Source organism: Solwaraspora sp. WMMD791 (assembly GCF_029581195.1).
Taxonomy (GTDB): Bacteria; Actinomycetota; Actinomycetes; order Mycobacteriales; family Micromonosporaceae; genus Micromonospora_E.
The window spans coordinates 1,647,219-1,664,566 of record NZ_CP120737.1; the positions used below are offsets into that span (position 1 = coordinate 1,647,219).

At 70.6% G+C, this 17,348-nt stretch carries 19 protein-coding genes; 3 read left to right on the forward strand and 16 right to left on the reverse strand.

Annotation, left to right across the window (positions count from 1 at the left end; all coding sequences use genetic code 11):
• Positions 1-34 precede the first annotated feature (34 nt).
• From O7623_RS07105 to O7623_RS07155, 11 genes are all read right to left on the reverse strand, one after another.
• Entirely contained in the window at positions 35-2,554 is a 2,520-nt protein-coding gene (locus O7623_RS07105) for a bifunctional (p)ppGpp synthetase/guanosine-3',5'-bis(diphosphate) 3'-pyrophosphohydrolase (RefSeq protein ID WP_282227790.1), read from the reverse strand.
• Positions 2,555-2,729: 175 nt separating this feature from the next.
• Positions 2,730-3,293, reverse strand: a complete 564-nt coding sequence (locus O7623_RS07110) for an adenine phosphoribosyltransferase (protein ID WP_282227791.1) — start codon at positions 3,291-3,293, stop codon at positions 2,730-2,732.
• Positions 3,294-3,397: 104 nt separating this feature from the next.
• Positions 3,398-4,612, reverse strand: a complete 1,215-nt coding sequence (gene secF / locus O7623_RS07115; protein ID WP_282227792.1) for a protein translocase subunit SecF — start codon at positions 4,610-4,612, stop codon at positions 3,398-3,400.
• Position 4,613: 1 nt separating this feature from the next.
• Positions 4,614-6,512: a protein translocase subunit SecD gene (secD, locus tag O7623_RS07120; protein ID WP_282227793.1), complete on the reverse strand. Its 1,899-nt coding sequence runs from the start codon at positions 6,510-6,512 to the stop codon at positions 4,614-4,616.
• Between the two features lie 184 nt (positions 6,513-6,696).
• Complete coding sequence (gene yajC / locus O7623_RS07125; protein WP_282227794.1) at positions 6,697-7,047, reverse strand: preprotein translocase subunit YajC; 351 nt, start codon at positions 7,045-7,047, stop codon at positions 6,697-6,699.
• Between the two features lie 146 nt (positions 7,048-7,193).
• The gene (gene ruvB / locus O7623_RS07130) at positions 7,194-8,282 is read right to left on the reverse strand and encodes a Holliday junction branch migration DNA helicase RuvB (RefSeq protein WP_282227795.1); all 1,089 of its coding nucleotides are present in this window, start codon (positions 8,280-8,282) and stop codon (positions 7,194-7,196) included.
• A gap of 67 nt (positions 8,283-8,349) precedes the next feature.
• Positions 8,350-8,952, reverse strand: a complete 603-nt coding sequence (gene ruvA / locus O7623_RS07135; RefSeq protein WP_282227796.1) for a Holliday junction branch migration protein RuvA — start codon at positions 8,950-8,952, stop codon at positions 8,350-8,352.
• On the reverse strand, positions 8,949-9,476 hold the full coding sequence (ruvC, locus tag O7623_RS07140) for a crossover junction endodeoxyribonuclease RuvC (RefSeq protein ID WP_282227797.1): 528 nt from the start codon (positions 9,474-9,476) through the stop codon (positions 8,949-8,951). The genes ruvA and ruvC overlap by 4 nt, the downstream gene beginning before the upstream one ends.
• 181 nt (positions 9,477-9,657) lie before the next feature.
• A complete protein-coding gene (locus tag O7623_RS07145) occupies positions 9,658-10,281 on the reverse strand; it encodes a transcriptional regulator (protein ID WP_282227798.1) in 624 nt (207 codons plus the stop codon).
• 322 nt (positions 10,282-10,603) lie between these two features.
• Positions 10,604-10,963: a hypothetical protein gene (locus tag O7623_RS07150; protein WP_282227799.1), complete on the reverse strand. Its 360-nt coding sequence runs from the start codon at positions 10,961-10,963 to the stop codon at positions 10,604-10,606.
• A complete protein-coding gene (locus O7623_RS07155; RefSeq protein WP_282227800.1) occupies positions 10,956-11,390 on the reverse strand; it encodes a hypothetical protein in 435 nt (144 codons plus the stop codon). The genes O7623_RS07150 and O7623_RS07155 overlap by 8 nt, the downstream gene beginning before the upstream one ends.
• A gap of 218 nt (positions 11,391-11,608) precedes the next feature.
• On the opposite strand from O7623_RS07155, the gene O7623_RS07160 reads away from it, so the two are divergent.
• From O7623_RS07160 to O7623_RS07170, 3 genes are all read left to right on the forward strand, one after another.
• Positions 11,609-12,421 carry a helix-turn-helix transcriptional regulator gene (locus tag O7623_RS07160; protein WP_282227801.1) on the forward strand — a complete coding sequence of 271 codons (813 nt, stop codon included), beginning with the start codon at positions 11,609-11,611 and terminating at the stop codon, positions 12,419-12,421.
• The gene (locus tag O7623_RS07165; protein WP_282227802.1) at positions 12,412-12,600 is read left to right on the forward strand and encodes a DUF397 domain-containing protein; all 189 of its coding nucleotides are present in this window, start codon (positions 12,412-12,414) and stop codon (positions 12,598-12,600) included. Before O7623_RS07160 ends, O7623_RS07165 begins: the two co-directional genes overlap by 10 nt.
• A 209-nt stretch (positions 12,601-12,809) precedes the next feature.
• Positions 12,810-12,998, forward strand: a complete 189-nt coding sequence (locus O7623_RS07170) for a DUF397 domain-containing protein (protein WP_282227803.1) — start codon at positions 12,810-12,812, stop codon at positions 12,996-12,998.
• Between the two features lie 135 nt (positions 12,999-13,133).
• On the opposite strand, the gene O7623_RS07175 is transcribed toward O7623_RS07170, so the two are convergent.
• From O7623_RS07175 to O7623_RS07195, 5 genes are all read right to left on the reverse strand, one after another.
• Entirely contained in the window at positions 13,134-13,883 is a 750-nt protein-coding gene (locus tag O7623_RS07175; RefSeq protein ID WP_282227804.1) for a YebC/PmpR family DNA-binding transcriptional regulator, read from the reverse strand.
• Between the two features lie 30 nt (positions 13,884-13,913).
• Positions 13,914-14,528: a pyridoxal 5'-phosphate synthase glutaminase subunit PdxT gene (gene pdxT / locus O7623_RS07180; protein WP_282227805.1), complete on the reverse strand. Its 615-nt coding sequence runs from the start codon at positions 14,526-14,528 to the stop codon at positions 13,914-13,916.
• On the reverse strand, positions 14,525-15,496 hold the full coding sequence (gene pdxS / locus O7623_RS07185; protein ID WP_282227806.1) for a pyridoxal 5'-phosphate synthase lyase subunit PdxS: 972 nt from the start codon (positions 15,494-15,496) through the stop codon (positions 14,525-14,527). The genes pdxT and pdxS overlap by 4 nt, the downstream gene beginning before the upstream one ends.
• Positions 15,497-15,604: 108 nt before the next feature.
• Entirely contained in the window at positions 15,605-16,138 is a 534-nt protein-coding gene (locus O7623_RS07190; protein ID WP_282227807.1) for a hypothetical protein, read from the reverse strand.
• A gap of 43 nt (positions 16,139-16,181) precedes the next feature.
• Complete coding sequence (locus O7623_RS07195; protein WP_282227808.1) at positions 16,182-17,342, reverse strand: glycosyltransferase family 4 protein; 1,161 nt, start codon at positions 17,340-17,342, stop codon at positions 16,182-16,184.
• Between the last annotated feature and the right edge of the window lie 6 nt (positions 17,343-17,348).

The following is a 17,348-nucleotide window of genomic DNA, read 5'->3' on the forward strand; positions in this document are numbered from 1 at the left end:
CCGATGGCGTCTGTGCCGGAGAGCCGGCGGGATCTCAGGAGCCGGAGGTGACCCGGTAGGCGTCGAACACCCCGTCGACCTTGCGGACGGCGTTGAGCAGGTGGCCCAGGTGCTTCGGGTCGGCCATCTCGAACGAGAACCGGCTGACCGCCACCCGGTCCCGGGTGGTGGTGACCGTCGCGGAGAGGATGTTCACCCGTTCCTCGGAGAGCACCCGGGTCACGTCCGCCAGCAGCTTGTGCCGGTCCAGCGCCTCCACCTGGATGGCGACCAGGAACGTCGACGCCGAAGTCAGCTTCCAGGTGACCTCGACCAGCCGCTCCTCCTGCACCCGCAGGTCCTCGGCGTTGACGCAGTCGTCGCGGTGCACGCTCACGCCGCCGGAGCGGGTGACGAAGCCGAACACCGTGTCCGGCGGGACCGGGGTGCAGCACCGGGCCAGCTTGATCCAGACGTCGTCGACGCCCCGTACGACCACGCCGGGGTCGGTGCCGGAGTGGCGGATCCGGTGCGGTCGGGTCGGCACCGCGGTCTCGGCAAGGTCCTCCGCCGCGCCCTCCTCGCCACCGAGGCTGGCCATCAGCCGCTGCACGACCGTCTGCGCCGAGACCTGGCTGTCACCGACGGCGGCATAGAGCGACGCCACGTCCGCCAGATGCAGGTCACGGGCGATCGCCATCAACGAGTCGGTGGTGAGCATCCGCTGCAGGGGCACGCCCTGCTTGCGCATCGCCTTGGCGATCGCGTCCTTGCCGGTCTCGATCGCCTCCTCACGGCGTTCCTTGTTGAAGTACTGCCTGATCTTGGTGCGGGCGCGGGGGCTCTTGACGAAGCCCAGCCAGTCCTGGGTCGGGCCGGCGGTCGCCGACTTCGACGTGAAGATCTCGATCACGTCGCCGTTGGACAGGGTCGACTCCAACGGCACCAGCTTGCCGTTGACCCGGGCCCCGATGCACTTGTGCCCGACCTCGGTGTGCACTGCGTAGGCGAAGTCGACCGGGGTCGACCCGGTCGGCAACGGGATGACGTCGCCCTTGGGGGTGAAGACGTACACCTCCTGGCTGGACAGGTCGAAGCGCAGCGCGTCGAGGAACTCGCTCGGGTCGCTCGCCTCCCGCTGCCAGTCCAGCAGCTGCCGCAGCCAGGTCATCTCGTCGATGTGGGCCGGCGGGCCGACGACGGTCGCGCCCTTGAGCTCCTTGTACTTCCAGTGCGCGGCGATGCCGAACTCGGCGGTGCGGTGCATCGCGTACGTCCGGATCTGCATCTCCACCGGCTTACCGGTCGGCCCGATGACCGTGGTGTGCAGCGACTGGTACATGTTGAACTTCGGCATCGCGATGTAGTCCTTGAACCGGCCGGGAACCGGCTGCCAGTTCGCGTGGATCACACCGAGAGCGGCGTAGCAGTCACGGACAGTGTCGACCAGGATGCGCACACCGACCAGGTCGTAGATGTCGTTGAAGTCGCGCCCCCGCACGATCATCTTCTGGTAGATCGAGTAGAGGTGCTTCGGACGCCCGGTGACCTCTGCCTTGATCTTGGCTGCCCGCAGGTCGACCTGGACCTTCTGGGTCACCTTGCGCAGCTGGGTGTCCCGCTGCGGCTGGTGCTCGCCGATCAGCCGGTTGATCTCCTCGTACCGCTTCGGGAACAGCGTGCCGAAGGCCAGATCCTCCAGCTCCCACTTGACCGTGTTCATGCCCAGGCGGTGGGCCAGCGGCGCCAGGATCTCCAACGTCTCCTTGGCCTTCTGCTCCTGCTTGGCCTTGGGCAGGAAGGTCAGGGTCCGCATGTTGTGCAGCCGGTCGGCCAGCTTGATCACCAGGACCCGGGGGTCTTTCGCCATCGCCACGACCATCTTGCGGATGGTCTCGGCCTTGGCCGCATCGCCGAGTTTGACCCGGTCGAGCTTTGTCACCCCGTCCACCAGCAGCGCGACCTCGCCACCGAAGTCCACCCGCATCTGCTCCAGCGGGTAACCGGTGTCCTCGATCGTGTCGTGCAGCAGCGCGGCGACCAGGGTCGTGGTGTCCATGCCGAGGTTGGCCAGGATCGTCGCGACCGCCAGCGGATGGGTGATGTACGGGTCACCGGACTTGCGGAACTGCCCGGAGTGCCACTTCGAGGCGACGTCGAAGGCGCGCTGCAGGTCCTTCGGGTCCGCCTTCGGGTGGCTCTGCCGGTGCGTGGCGATCAACGGCTCCAGCACCTCGGGAATGTGCGGCGTCTGCCAGGGCGCGTTGAACCTGGCCAGCCGGGCCCGAACCCGCCGCCCGGTCGGCGCGCCGGAGAAGCCGAACCCGTTACCGACCGGTTCCGCCGCCGCGCTGGCCGGGGCACCCGCACCGACGCCGTTGACGGCGTCCACCGGGTGTCCGTTCGGGCCGGTGGCCGCACCATTGCCGGTGGCGGTGCCGTTCGCGGTCGGAGCTGCCCCGTTGCCCGGTGTCACCGGCGGCGTAGCCGCGCCATTGGCCACGCCCGTAGTCGGGTCGACCTCGCCAGTCGGCTGCACAGTGCCCTCCACGGAAGGGGTGACGTCGTAGGACACCGGCCTCCCTCACCTCTGCCGGATGTGAGCCGACCGTATCCGGCCGGACTGCTGCCGCGCTAGCCAGGGGGAACCGCCCCTGACTGACAGGGACCGCAATATTACCCGTCCGGCCTGTGCCGTGCCCGCCAGCCGGGCCGGTCGTGACGAACGGATCACCGTACGCGGGGGAAGGTCACACCCGCCACAACGCGTGCACCGGGCGGGGGGCCAGCCGTTCCCGGCCGGCAAGGAACCCCAACTCCAACAGTACGGTGAAACCGGACACCGTACCGCCGGCGCGTTCCACCAGGTCGAGGGTCGCCCCGGCGGTCCCGCCGGTGGCGAGCACGTCGTCGACGACCAGGACCCGCTGGCCGGCGGTGAAGGCGTCCTGGTGCACCTCCAGCACCGCTTCGCCGTACTCCAGGGCGTACGCGGCGGCGAACGACGCGCGAGGCAGCTTGCCCGCCTTGCGGACCGGCACCACGCCGGTGCCGGTGGCGTAGGCGATCGCGGCGGCGAGCACGAAGCCGCGGGCCTCGATGCCGGCGACCACGTCGAACGAGTCCGCCCCGTGGTGGGCGATGATGCCGTCGATCACTTCACGGAAGACCGGACCGTCGGCGAACAGCGGCATCAGGTCCTTGAACACGATGCCGGGCTTGGGAAAATCGGGTACGTCGAGCACTCGGCTGGCCACCAGTGCGGCAGCCTCGGGTCCGCTGTCCCCGATTGCCACCGAGGGGGTCTGCGTCACCTGCGTCCCTTTCCTCACGGATTGTGCCGCGTGGTGGGCGGTACGGGCACCCCTACGGAACCGCTGGTGTGCCCGTACCGGCCGATATGTCTACCTCTGGTGCGTCAGCGACGCTTCGCGCCGCTGGGTCGTTTCCGGTTGCCGCCGCCACCCGGCCGGCCGCCCCGGCCGCCACCGGACTGGCGCTTGCCGGCGGGCCGGGCACCGGCCTTGGGCGCGGTGCCGGCGAGCGCCTCGTCGGCCTGGGCGTCGGTGGCGGTGTCGGCGACGGCCGCCTCGTCACCGGTGGCCGCCTCGGTACGCGCGGCGGCCCGACGGGTCGGCCCGCGCTCGGCCAACGAGGCCCGCTTGGCCTGCACCCGCTGGGCGTGCAGCTTGTACTTGGGCTCCTGCTCCTTGAGCACCGTCACCAGCGGCGAGGAGACGAAGATCGACACGAAGAAGGCCGCGCCCATACCGACGAAGAGCACCAGACCCAGGTCCTTGAGCGTGCCGGCACCGAGCAGGCCGGCTCCGATGAACAGCAGACCACCGACCGGCAGCAACGCCACGATCGAGGTGTTGATCGACCGCATCAGGGTCTGGTTGACGGCGAGGTTCGCGGCCTCCCCGTAGGTCTGGTTGCTGCCGCCGGTGACGCCGCGGGTGTTCTCCTGGATCTTGTCGAAGACCACGACGACGTCGTACAGCGCGAAACCGAGAATCGTGAGGAACCCGATGATCGTCGACGGGGTCACCTCGAAGCCGGACGCCGAGTAGATACCGGCGGTCAGCACCAGGTCGATCACCAGGCCGATGACCGCCGCGATCGCCATCCGCGCCTCGAAGCGCAGCACCAGGTAGATGGTGACCAGCACCATGAAGACCAGCAGGCCGAGCAGCGCCCGCTGGGTGACCTGACCACCCCAGGCACCGCTGACCCGGCTGTCGCTGATCGCCTCCTGCTCGATGCCGAGCCGCTCGGCGAGCCCCTGCTTGAACGCCTCGGTCTGCGTGGAGTCGAGCTCGCCGGTGCGGAACAGGTAGGTGGTGCCGCCGACCTCCTGGCCGGAGACCACTTCCAGCGGCTCGGCGGTGTCGAGTTCGGCGAGCTCGGCGTCGAGGGCGTCCTCGGCCTCCAGCAGGGTGCCGACGCTCGACGGCACCTGGAACTCGTTGCCGCCCCGGAAGTCGATGCCGAGGTTGAAGCCCCGGATCGCGAAGCTGGCGATCGACAGGACGATGACGACAGCGGCGATCACGAACCAGGTGTTGCGCCGCGGGATGATCGGGAGATTGGCCTCGCCCCGGTAGAGGCGGCCAGCGAATCCGCTGCTCATCTCAGGCCTCCTTGACGCGCGGGTTGCGGATCGGGGTCTCGTCCTCGGTCTTCACCGCGCGGCCGAGGCCACTGACCCGGGGCGACAGGAACGCCTTGGTCCGGGCCAGCATCGACATGATCGGGTGCCGGAAGAGGAACACCACGACCAGGTCGAGGACGGTGGCGAGGCCGAGGGCGAAGGCGAAGCCCTTCACCGTGCCGACCGAGACGATGTAGAGCACGACGGCGGCCATCAGGGTGATCGCATTGGCCGAGATGATCGTCCGCCGGGCCCGGATCCAGGCCCGGGGTACGGCGCTGCGCGGACTCCTGCCCTCGCGTATCTCGTCCTTGAGGCGTTCGAAGTACAGCACGAACGAGTCGGCCGCGACACCGAGCGACACGATCAGACCGGCGATCCCGGCCAGGGTGAGGGTGAAGCCGATCTGCCGGCCGAGCACCACCAGCGCGCCGAAGACCAGCAGCGCCGACAGGATCAGGCTGAGGAAGATGACGATGCCGAGCATCCGGTAGTAGAAGAACGAGTAGACCGCGACCAGCAGCATGCCGATGCCGGCGGCCAGCAGACCGGCCCGCAGGTGCTCGGTGCCGAGGGTGGCGGAGATGCTCTGCGCCTCCTGCTGCTCGAAGGTCAGCGGCAGGGCACCGTAGCGCAGGTTGCTGGCGAGCTCGTTGGCGGTGGCACCGGTGAAGTCACCGGTGATCTGCGAGTCACCGGTGAGCACACCCTGGATCTCCGGTGAAGAGATCACCTCGTTGTCGAGCACGACCGCGACCCGGCACTTGCCGTCCTGGCCGAGCGCGCTGGCGTCGCACTCCTGGTCGGTGTTGTTGAACGCCTCGCGGGTCAGCTCGGTCCAGGCCCGCTGCCCGGAGCCGGTGAAGTTGAGGCTGACCACCCACTGGCCGGTGGTCTGGTCCACCACGCCACTGGCGTCGCTGACGTCGGTGCCGACCACCTTGGCCTCGTCGAGGAAGTACTTGATCAGCCCTTCGCAGGCGACGACCTGCTGCGACTCGTCCCGGATCGAGCCGGCCTGGCGCAGCAGCAGCTTGTCGCAGGTCACGTACGGCACGTTGTACTGCACCGTGGCCGGCAGCACCCGTACCTCGGCCGGGGTGAGCTCGCCGAACGGGGCGAGCGTGTCGGCCAGCGACGGGTCGGCGCTGAAGTCGGCCGGGGCCTGCAGGCCGGTCGCGGCGGCCCAGGCGGCCTCGCCCACCTTGGCCTGGACGGCGGCCAGGTCGGCCGGGCCGTCGTCGGTGGCGTCGGGGGCCGGCGTCGCCGACGGGCTGGTGCCGGCGCTGGGGCTCGGGTCGGGCGACGCGCTCGGATCCGGCTGGGCCATGCCGCCCTCGCCGCCGGCCGACGGGCTCGCCTCGGCCTCGGCCTCGGGGGACGCCGCCGGGTCCGGCGACGGGGAGTCCCCCGGTGCCGGCGACTCGCCGCCCTCGGCTGCCTCGCTCGGGCTCGGGCTGGCCTGCGGCTGCGCCGGCTCGCCACCGTCGGTCGCCTTGAGCACCTTGCGGAAGCGCAGCTCAGCGGCGTTACCGATCTCGGTGAGGTCGCGGTTCTGGCCGGGCAGCGACACGACGATGTTGCGGTCGCCCTCGGTCACCACCTCCGCCTCGGACACGCCGAGGCTGTTGACCCGGTTCTCGATGATGTCGCGGGCCTGCTCCAGCGAGGCGGCCGGCGGCGCGCTGCCGTCCTCGGTGGTGGCCTCCAGGGTGACCCGGGTGCCGCCGATCAGGTCCAGGCCGAGTTTCGGCTCGAGCCGTTCCTGCCAACTGCCGCTCGCTCCGGCGAAGAACACCAGAAGGTAGAGGACGGCGAAGATGAGCCCGAGAGCGGCGAGCTGCCGCCCGGGGCGCATCTGTCCCTGAGGTGGTGCCACGGCGGTCCTGTCTCCCTGCGCAGTTCGGCCGCTGGGCACCGGGGCGGCAGCGGTTGACGCCACCGGTGGACGCGGCGGTGGGGTGGTCGTCCTACCGGTCGCGACCGCCCGTCGGGGCGACCGTGACCGGCAACACAACGATCAGTATCTTCGATGTAACGAAATCGTGGTGACCCGGGGTGGGTCAATCCTTGGTCGGCACCTCGTCCGCCACGGCCGACTCGGTCACCGTGGGCACGTCGGTCTTCTGCACGACCCGGGCGATCGCCGGTCGGGCGTACCGGGCGTGCACGCCGGGCGACACCTCCAGCATCACGGTCTCGTCGTCCATGCTCGAGACGGTGCCGTACAGGCCGCCGATGGTGACCACCTCGTCGCCGGGGCCGATCGACGACTGCATCTGCTCGGCTTCCTTGCGGCGCTTCTGCTGCGGCCGGATCATCATGAAGTACATGACGCCGAAGAGCAGGGCGATCATCAGAATCGGCATGAAGCTGGTGCCGGCACCAGCAGCGCCGTCTTGTGCCTCGAGCACAACAACAACCTTTCCGTCAGCCACCCGCAGGGCCGGTACGCTCTGCGGAGGCAGGATCTCACGTGCCGTACAGACCGCGGCGAGTCTAGTCGGTGTGACTGAGAACCCAGTGGTCGGCACTGATCACGTTCAGATCACGAGATAATCTAAGCCTCGAAGTTGAACAAATCCGGCTTGTCAGGCACGGTGCCACGGGTAGAACCGGTGCCGGAGCCAGGCCCACCGAGCGCTCCCGGCGGCGGCACCCGGCCCAGATGCCGCCACGCCGCCTCGGTCGCCACCCGCCCCCTCGGCGTACGGGCCAGCAGGCCCGCGCGCACCAGGAACGGCTCGCACACCTCCTCGACGGTGTCCGGCTGCTCCCCCACCGCGACCGCCAGGGTCGACAGCCCGACCGGGCCACCACCGAACGAGCCGATCAGCGCGCCCAGCACCGCCCGGTCCAGCCGGTCCAGACCGAGTTCGTCGACGTCGTACACGGTCAACGCCGCCCGCGCCGTCTCCCGGTCGACCACCCCGGCCGCGCGGACCTCGGCGTAGTCGCGGACCCGGCGCAGCAGCCGGTTGGCGATCCGGGGAGTACCCCGGGACCGGCCGGCGATCTCCACCGCGCCGTCCGGGGTGATCGGCACCGACAGGATGCCGGCGGACCGGTGCAGCAGCACCTCCAGATCGGCCGGCTCGTAGAAGTCCAGATGCGCGACGAACCCGAACCGGTCCCGCATCGGACCGGTCAACAGGCCCGCCCGGGTGGTCGCGCCGACCAGGGTGAACGGCTCCACGTCCAGCGGGATCGCCGTCGCACCCGGCCCCTTGCCGACCACCACGTCGACCCGGAAGTCCTCCATCGCGCTGTAGAGCAGCTCCTCCGCCGGCTTGGCGATCCGGTGGATCTCGTCGATGAAGAGCACGTCGCCCTCGGCCAGGCTGGTCAGGATCGCCGCCAGGTCACCAGAGCGCTCGATCGCCGGGCCGCTGGTCACCCGGATCCCCGCGCCCAGCTCGGCCGCGACGATGTTGGCCAGCGTCGTCTTGCCCAGCCCCGGCGGCCCGCTGAGCAGGATGTGGTCCGGCGGCGTACCCCGACCCATCGCCCCCTTCAGCAGCAGGTCCAGCTGGTCACGGACCCGGTGCTGGGCGATGAACTCGGCCAGCCGGCGGGGTCGGACGCTGACCTCCGCGTCGCGTTCGGCGTCGCTGGCGTACGCCGACACCAGCCCGGTGTCGTCGCTCACCTGGACCTGCCCTCGTCGCTCACCCGGGTCCTACCCACGTCGCTCACCCGGGTCCTACCCTCGCCGCTCACCGGGTCCTGCCCAGCAGTCGGATCGCCTGCTTGAGCAGCACCGGCACCGGCGGCGGCGGTCCGTCGAGACTCTCAGCCACTGCCGCGACCGCCTGATCGGCCTGACCCGCCGTCCAGCCCAGCCCGATCAGGCCCTGACGCACCTGCTCCGGCCAGGAGCCCCGGGTGACCCCGGCGGCGCCGTCAGCACCCACCGGCACCGGCCCGATCCGGTCGCGCAACTCCAGCACCAGCCGCTCCGCGCCCTTCTTGCCGATGCCGGGCACCCGGGTCAGCGCCGCCGTGTCGGCGTTCGCGATCGCCGAGCGGACCGCGTCCGGAGTGAGCACCGACAGCACCGCCTGGGCCAGCCGGGGGCCTACCCCGCTGGCCGTCTGCAGCAGCTCGAACAGCTGCTTCTCGGCGTCGTCAGCGAAGCCGTAAAGGGTGAGCGAATCTTCCCGGACCACCAGACTGGTGGCCAACCGGGCCTGCTCACCCTGGCGCAGGTTGGCCAGCGTGCCGGGCGCGCAGTGCACGGACAGGCCCACCCCGCCGACCTCGATCACCGCACTGTCCGGCGCGACCGCCAGCACCACCCCGCGCAGACTCGCGATCATCGGTTCCCTCCGGTCCGGGCCGCGCGCTGTGCGGCGGCCAGCCGGTCATGCGTACCACCTCGCCAGACGTGGCAGATCGCCAGGGCCAGGGCGTCGGCGGCGTCGGCCGGGCGTGGCGGGCTGTCCAACCGCAGCAGCCGGGTGACCATCGCCGTCACCTGCGCCTTGTCGGCCTGGCCGGAACCGGTGACTGCCGCCTTCACCTCACTCGGGGTATAGGTCCGCACTGGCAGCCCGGCCCGCGCGCCGGCCAGCACGGCCACCGCGCTCGCCTGCGCGGTGCCCATCACGGTACGCACGTTGTGCTGGCTGAACACCCGCTCCACCGCCACGGCGTCCGGTTGGTGCTCGGCGACCAGGGCGGTCAACCGCTGATCCAGCAGCAGCAGCCGGTCCGGCAACTCGGCACCCGGATCGGTCTGCACCACGTGGTAGGCGACCATCCGGCACGGCCGCCCCGGCACGCCCTCCACCACGCCGACCCCGCACCTGGTCAGTCCAGGGTCGACCCCGAGCACCCGCACACCGCTCCTCCCCGAACCGCCGCGTCGACACGTACGTGTGTTCGACACCCTAACGAACGGCCCACGGGGATGATCGACCCGACACGCCTGTCGACACGCCTGGGCAGACCGTTCCGCACTCGGCGCGTCAGCCCCGTCGGCGAGTCAGCCCCGTTGGCGAGTCAGCCCCGTTGGCGAGGAGTCAGCCGTTGGCGAGCGCGGCCCGTAGCGCGCCGGCCAGCGACCCGACCGCGACCACCTGCGGCGGCAACGGGTGCGGCCAGCCCGGCCCGGCCGCGCAGCGGCGCAGCGCCGGGAAGTCCCGGCCCAGCCGGACCAGCGGCGCGGTCCGCGCGGTCACCGTCGTCTGAGCCCAGACGATCACGGTACGCGGCTGCCAGCGGCGGACCGCGTCGGTCAACGCGGTCCACGGCAGCGCCGCGCCGAGCAGCAGGCAGTCGTACCCGCGTTCGCGCAGCCCGGCCGCGATCGCGTGCAACGCGAGGCTGTGCTGCTCACGCTCGACGGCGGCGAGCAGGGCACCGCTGGGCATCAGCACCCGGCCCCGGGTACGGCAGCTGCGGTCGAGCCCGGCCCGAATCCCCTCGGAGAGGGTGTGTTCGGCGGCGATCGCCGGACCGGAGTCGCCGGCGCCGGTGCCGGCGAGCAGCGGCAGGCAGATCCGCTGCCATGTCGGTACGACTCCGTCGGCGGCGATCCGCTCGACGATGAGCGTGGCGATCCGGTCAGCGTCATGGTCGTCGACGGCCGACCGGATCCGGGCCACCGTGTGCCATGCCGCCACCGACGTGTGTTCCGCCTGCACCAGGCCCGACCCCCAGCGATTCGACTTCCGTTCGCCTGGGGGTTCGCTGGCGGCCCCCGCCCCGGATGCACCCGACACCAGGTCGGTCGCACCTGTTCGGGAAAGTCGGCGAGCACTCGGTGCTCTGGACCCCGGGGCGTCCGCCCGGATCTCCCATCCGGTTCCCCGATCGGGGATGCGGTCCGGCGGGACCGCGGGCGCTCGACCGGGCCGGGTCGCCCTCTTCGCGGGGCGACGGGGACATCGCACGAAGGGGGCTGCCGGGTGACCCGGCGCACCGGTGAGCTGCGGGGAGCGGTGAGGCGCGACGCCCCGGGGTCGTTCAGCAGGGACCCGGAAGGGTCCCGGTCGGGTCCCCCGAGGCGGGGGCGACGGTGGGATTGCCCGCCCCGGGGGTGCTTTCACGGGGACACGCCTGGCTCCCCTGGTTGTTGGCCGCCGCCCTGGTGACGACCCCGGGTCGGCACAGCGCGTCGCGGTAGGCCCGTACGGCGACCACGCTGCCGTGCCGCTGCGGGTCGTCGCTGATCTCCCGGCCGTAGAGCGTCACCCACGACAGCCACTCCGGGGACGGCCAGACTTCCTCGACCCGCAGCCGGACCGGGCGGTCGGCGTCCAGGTGGTCGCACTGGCGCAGCGCCACGAGGTCGCCGGGGCACACCCGCACTTCACCGTCAGGCATCGTCGAGCGCTCCGTACGACTCGGCGGACTCGTCCCGGCCGTCGTGCGGGTAACCGTCGGGCATCAACCCGGAAAGATGCAGTACGGCACGGATCCGCCGGGCGTTGGCCGGCTCCCACCGGTCCAGGATCGCGATCGCCCGCAGAAACGGACGGCAGGGTCCGGGGACGCCGCCGCAGCGGTGGCACTCCCCGGTGGTCCGGTTCGGCAGGTGTGTCCTGGCCGTCGAGTTCGCGTCGTGGATCGCCCGGGACAGCTCCGGCGACCGGACCGCTCCGGGTGCCCCGCCGGACCCGGTGGGAGCCGGCGCGACACCCCGGGCACCGGTCAGCCGAAACGGCCAGCCCTGATCCGGATCCGTCTCGCCGGGATTCCGCTTCGGCAGCGGCGGCCGACCTGGAGTAGGAGCGGACGGAAGGTCGTCCACATTCCTCTCGTTCGGCATGTCGTCCGGGCATTGCTGGAAAGATCGATATCGGCCGAGGCGGGGTTCACCACCGATTCCGTCGTTCCTGATCATGCTTTCCCCCTCGGGTGGAGTCGACCGGGGTCGTACTTCCGTCGATTTCCACCCTGGACTGTGCGCCCCCTCCGACGGAAGATGACTACAGGGGTCGCATAGAGCAGTACCGCACTGAAGAGTCCGTGACGAAGATTGAGGAACGTGAGGGGCTTGTGGTTGCCAGCGAGTATCTGATATCCGAGTTGCGCCGCACGCGCGAGATGTTGGGCCTGACGCAGGAGGCGTGGGGAGCGCGGATCCGGTTCTCCGCGCAGCACGTCAGTTCAATTGAGCGCGGGATCAGGGCGGTGCTTCCTGACTACATAAGAGCTGTCGATCGAGCGTTCGGCACCAACTTCACCCACTTCTACCAGGAGTACGTGGTCGGAGACTCCTCGCCGATCTGGTTGCGACCGTGGCTGGAACACGAGCGCGAGGCCACCTTGCTGCGCTACTTCCATCTGGCGGTCATCCCCGGACCGCTCCAGACGGAGGCATATGCACGCGCGATCATCGGCACCACGTGTTCGGGTGCTGCGGCAGAGGATGCCGTTGCGGCCCGGATCGCTCGATGGGGGGTCATCACCCGGGACGACAACCCGCCCCGAGTCGTCGCCATCCTTGATGACGCGGTGCTTCGCAGGCCGGTCGGCGGCATGGTAGTCATGCACGAGCAGTTGACCACACTGGTCGACGCGATCGAGCGGCCCAACATCAGCGTATTCGTTGTCCCGGCGCATGTCGGGGCGTATGCCGGATTGGACGGGCCGGTGGAACTGGCGACGACCCACGGGCGGACCGTCGGAGTGAGGGATGCGCCCGGCGCGGGCGACGTGGTGGAGGATCCCACCACAGTAGATGCGCTCGAACGTCAGTGGGAAGCGATCCGGGAGTATGCTCTGCCGCAAGACCAGAGCCTCGACCTGATCATGAAAGCAGTGGAGACATGGACGTGACCACGCCGAGCTGGCGCAAGTCGAGCCGCAGCAACGGCAGCAGCAACTGCGTCGAGGTCGCCGACAACCTCCCTGGCCGCGTCCTCGTCCGGGACACCAAGAACCGCGACGGCGGCACCCTGACCTTCACCCCGACCGCCTGGACACACTTCGTCGAACTGACCAAAGCACCCGACTGAGGCTACGTATCGATCCCAGCGCGAGCCCCGGCTCATCAGGATGGGTCCGGGGCTTCGCCGTGTCTCGGCCAGCCCACGAGACGCGCCACTGAACATCGGCACAGCTACTCTGCGTAGCGTCCTCGGGCACCTGAAGCTAGCCTGGGAGGAGATTGACGCGCTGGCCCTGCCCGTGGTCCAGTCCCGCGACCTGATCCTGAGGATGCTGCATGAACACAAGTGAGCCGCGCTGGCGGACGAGCACCCGCACCACCGGCACCGGCAACTGCATCGAGGTCGCTGACAACCTCCCAGGCCGCGTCCTCGTCCGGGACACCAAGAACCGCGACGGCGGCACCCTGACCTTCACCCCGACCGCCTGGACACACTTCGTCGAACTGGCCAAAGCACCCAGCTGAGCCCAGCGGCATCAGCGAGTGGAGGGTTGGGGTACGTAATTCCGCGAGAATTACGTACCCCAGCCCTCCACTCGCGAGCGTTCGGCGGCTGCCGCAGGGGCGGGACCGGCAGAGAAGCTGCCCAATGGCAGGCTGTCAGCCAACGGCGGCCATGATCTCGTCGGAGACGTCGAAGTTCGCGTAGACGTTCTGCACGTCGTCGCAGTCCTCCAGCACGTCGATCAGCTTGAAGATGCGGCGGGCGCCTTCCTCGTCGAGCGGCACGTTCACGCTGGGCACCAGGGAGGACTCGGCCGACTCGTAGTCGATGCCGGCGTCGACCAGCGCGGTCCGTACGGCGACCAGGTCACCCGGCTCGCTGACCACCTCGAAGGCCTCGCCGAGGTCGTTGACCTCCTCCGCACCGGCGTCGAGGACGGCCATCATGACGTCCTCCTCGGTGTGCTCGCCCTTGGGGACGATCACCACACCCTTGCGGGAGAACAGGTAGGAGACCGAACCGGCGTCGGCCAGGGAGCCGCCGTTGCGGGTCAGGGCGGTACGCACCTCGGTCGCCGCCCGGTTACGGTTGTCGGTCAGGCACTCCACGAGCAGCGCGACACCGTTCGGCCCGTACCCCTCGTACATGATGGTCTGCCAGTCGGCACCGCCGGCCTCCAGGCCGGAGCCGCGCTTGACCGCCCGGTCGATGTTGTCGTTCGGGACCGAGCTCTTCTTGGCCTTCTGGATGGCGTCGTACAAGGTGGGGTTGCCGGCCGGGTCACCCCCGCCGGTCCGGGCGGCGACCTCGACGTTCTTGATCAGCTTCGCGAACATCTTGCCGCGTTTGGCGTCGATGACCGCTTTCTTGTGCTTGGTCGTCGCCCACTTGGAGTGGCCGGACATGTGCACCTCCGTCGCTTCCCACCTGCGGGGTCAGTCTGCCGCAGCAGCCATCTCCACGAACAGTTGGTGGACGCGACGGTCGCCGGTCAACTCTGGGTGGAAGGCCGTGGCGAGCAGATTGCCCTGCCGAACCGCGACAATCCTACCTGTGGCCGCTCCGGCGGCCACCCGGCCCAGCACCTCGACGTCGTCGCCGACCCGTTCCACCCACGGCGCGCGGATGAACACCGCGTGAAACGGCGGATCGCCGAGGCCGTCGATGGTCACCGGGGCTTCGAACGAGTCCACCTGCCGGCCGAACGCGTTACGGCGCACCGCCATGTCGATGCCGGCGAAGGCGCGCTGGTCGGCCCGGCCGTCCAGGATCTCCTCGGCGAGCATGATCATGCCGGCGCAGGAGCCGTACACCGGCATGCCGGCCGAGATCCGCTTACGGATCGGCTCCAGCAGGTCGAACTCGACCGCCAGCTTGCTGATCGTGGTCGACTCGCCGCCCGGCACCACCAGGGCGTCGACCTGCTCCAGCTCGACCGGGCGGCGGACCGCTCGGGCGCTCGCGCCGCACTCGGTCAACGCCCGCAGGTGCTCCCGGACGTCACCCTGCAGGGCGAGGACCCCGACGCGCACACCGCTGTCCGTGCTCACCAGCCGCGCTCGGCGAGCCGGTGCGGAACGGGAATGTCGTCGACGTTGATGCCGACCATCGCGTCGCCGAGGCCCCGGGACACCTTCGCGAGCACGTCCGGGTCGTCGTAGAAGGTGGTGGCCTTGACGATCGCCGCCGCCCGCTGAGCCGGGTTGCCGGACTTGAAGATGCCCGAGCCGACGAAGACCCCTTCGGCGCCGAGCTGCATCATCATCGCGGCGTCCGCCGGGGTGGCGATCCCGCCGGCGGTGAACATGACCACCGGCAGCTTCCCGGTCTCGGCGACCTCCTTGACCAGGTCGTACGGGGCCTGCATCTCCTTGGCGGCGACGTACAGCTCGTCGGGTGACAGGGAGGTGAGCCGGCGGATCTCGCCGCCGATGCGCCGCATGTGGGTGGTGGCGTTGGAGACGTCGCCGGTGCCCGCCTCGCCCTTGGAGCGGATCATCGCCGCACCCTCGGTGATCCGGCGCAGGGCCTCGCCGAGGTTGGTCGCGCCGCAGACGAACGGGACGGTGAAGGCCCACTTGTCGATGTGGTTGGCGTAGTCGGCCGGGGTGAGCACCTCGGACTCGTCGACGTAGTCGACGCCGAGTGCCTGCAGCACCTGCGCTTCGACGAAATGTCCGATCCGGGCCTTGGCCATCACCGGGATGGAGACCGCGGCGATGATGCCGTCGATCATGTCGGGGTCGCTCATCCGGGACACCCCGCCCTGGGCGCGGATGTCGGCCGGCACCCGTTCGAGGGCCATCACGGCGACCGCGCCGGCGTCCTCGGCGATCTTGGCCTGCTCGGGCGTGACCACGTCCATGATCACCCCGCCCTTGAGCATCTCGGCCATGCCGCGCTTGACCCGGGCGGAGCCGGTGACCGCAGCGGGTGCGGTGCCGGGAACGGCGGTGGTGGCGGTGCCGGGAACGGCGGTGGTGGCCGCTGCGGCGGACGGGTCGACGGTCTCGGACACGGCGGATCGGCTCCTCGGCGACGGTACGGAGAGGGACGTTGCCGATGCTACGCCCGCCGACAGGGTCCACCGACAGCCAATCGACAAGCCGGTGGCCTGCCCTGTGGCCTACCTCACGGCGGTGTCGCCGCCACCGCTCACCGGCGGCGACGACGACAGATCCGGGTCCCGGGTCAGCGTCGGGTCGTCGATGTCGAAGTACCGCGGCTCGTCGTGGCGGCGGCCGAAACGCAGCAACCGCACCAGCGGACGCCGCCGGGCCAACAGCGCGTCCCGCACCAGATCGGTGTGCAGTTGGCGGGCCAGCACCAGACGCCTGCTCGCCACCACCACCGCCTCGGTCGCCGGGTCGTCGCCGACCAGGGCGGTCGCCCGCAACTGCCGGGTCAGGTCGTTCTCCGCCGCCTCACGCTCCTCCGGGGAAGCGGCGTCGAGGGCGATCCGGGCCGCCGCGTACAGCTCGACGCCGTACTGCTCCTCGGCGAGCACGGCGGCCGCCGCCGCCCGGCGCAGCAGGTGGGCGTCGAGGGCACGGGCGGCCGCCGCCACCCGCACGTGGAGCCGGTCGACCCGGGCGGCCGTCCAGGTGAGGTACGCCGACGCCAGCACGACCGCGACACTCACACCGACCACCCACCGCATTCCCGGCATCGTAGTGCCGCCCGTGGGTCCGCCGTGGGCCCGCTCACCGTGGCTCCGCCCACTCCTGGTACAGCACCCGGCCGTCGGTGGCCTCGATCGCGGCGGCGTACACCTCCAACACCCGGCGGGCCACCACCGGCCAGTCGAAGCCCGCCACCACCTGCCGGGCGTGCGCGGCCAGCGCCGACCGGCGGGCCTCGTCGTCGAGCAGATCGGTGATCACCTGGCCCAGGGCCACCGCGTCGCCGGTGGGGAACAGTTCCCCGGCCCGACCGCCGTCGAGCACCCGACGGAAGGCGTCCAGGTCGCTGGCGACGACCGCCGCTCCGGCGGCCATCGCCTCGGTCAGGATCATTCCGAACGATTCGCCCCCAGTGTTGGGCGCCACGTACAGATCGACGCTGCGCAGCATCCGGGCCTTGTCGGACTCCGACACCAGCCCGAGGAACGTGACCCGGTCGTGCAGGCCGGCGGGAATGTCTGCGTACAGGTCGGCGGGCCGGCCCGGACCGGCCACCAGCAGCCGCAGGCCGGGCCGGTGCGGTGCCATCGCTACGAACGCGCGGCGCAACAGCCCGAAACCCTTGCGCGGCTCGGTGAACCGGCCCAGGAAACCCAGGGTGCCGCCGCTGCCGGGCGCACACTCGCCGGGCCAGCCGGGCAGCGGTTCGGCGTCGGCGAACTTGGCCACCGCCACCCCGTTGGGGATCTCCACCGCTCCCCCGTCGAGGTGTTCGACCTGCACCTTGCGGGCCAGGGCCGACACCGCGATCCGGGCGGTGATCTTCTCCAGCACCAGTTGCAGCACACCCTGCGCCGCCGCCAGCGCCCGCGAGCGGGTCATCGCGGTGTGGAAGGTCGCCACCACCGGGCCCCGGGCGCAGAGCACCGCCAGCAGACTCACGCTCAACGCGAACGGCTCATGCACGTGCAGGACGTCGAACTCGCCCCGGTTGAGCCAGCGCCGGACCCGGGTGGTCACCACCGGCCCGAAGCTGACTCGGGCCACCGAACCGTTGTACGGCACCGGCACCGACCGCCCGACGGCCACCACGTACGGCGGCAGGTCCGCGTCCTCGTCCGCCGGGGCCAGCACGCTGACCTCGTGGCCGAGGCCGATCAGCGCCTCAGCGAGATCGATGACGTGGTTCTGCACCCCACCGGGAACATCCAGGGAGTACGGACACACGATGCCGACCCGCACGCTGGC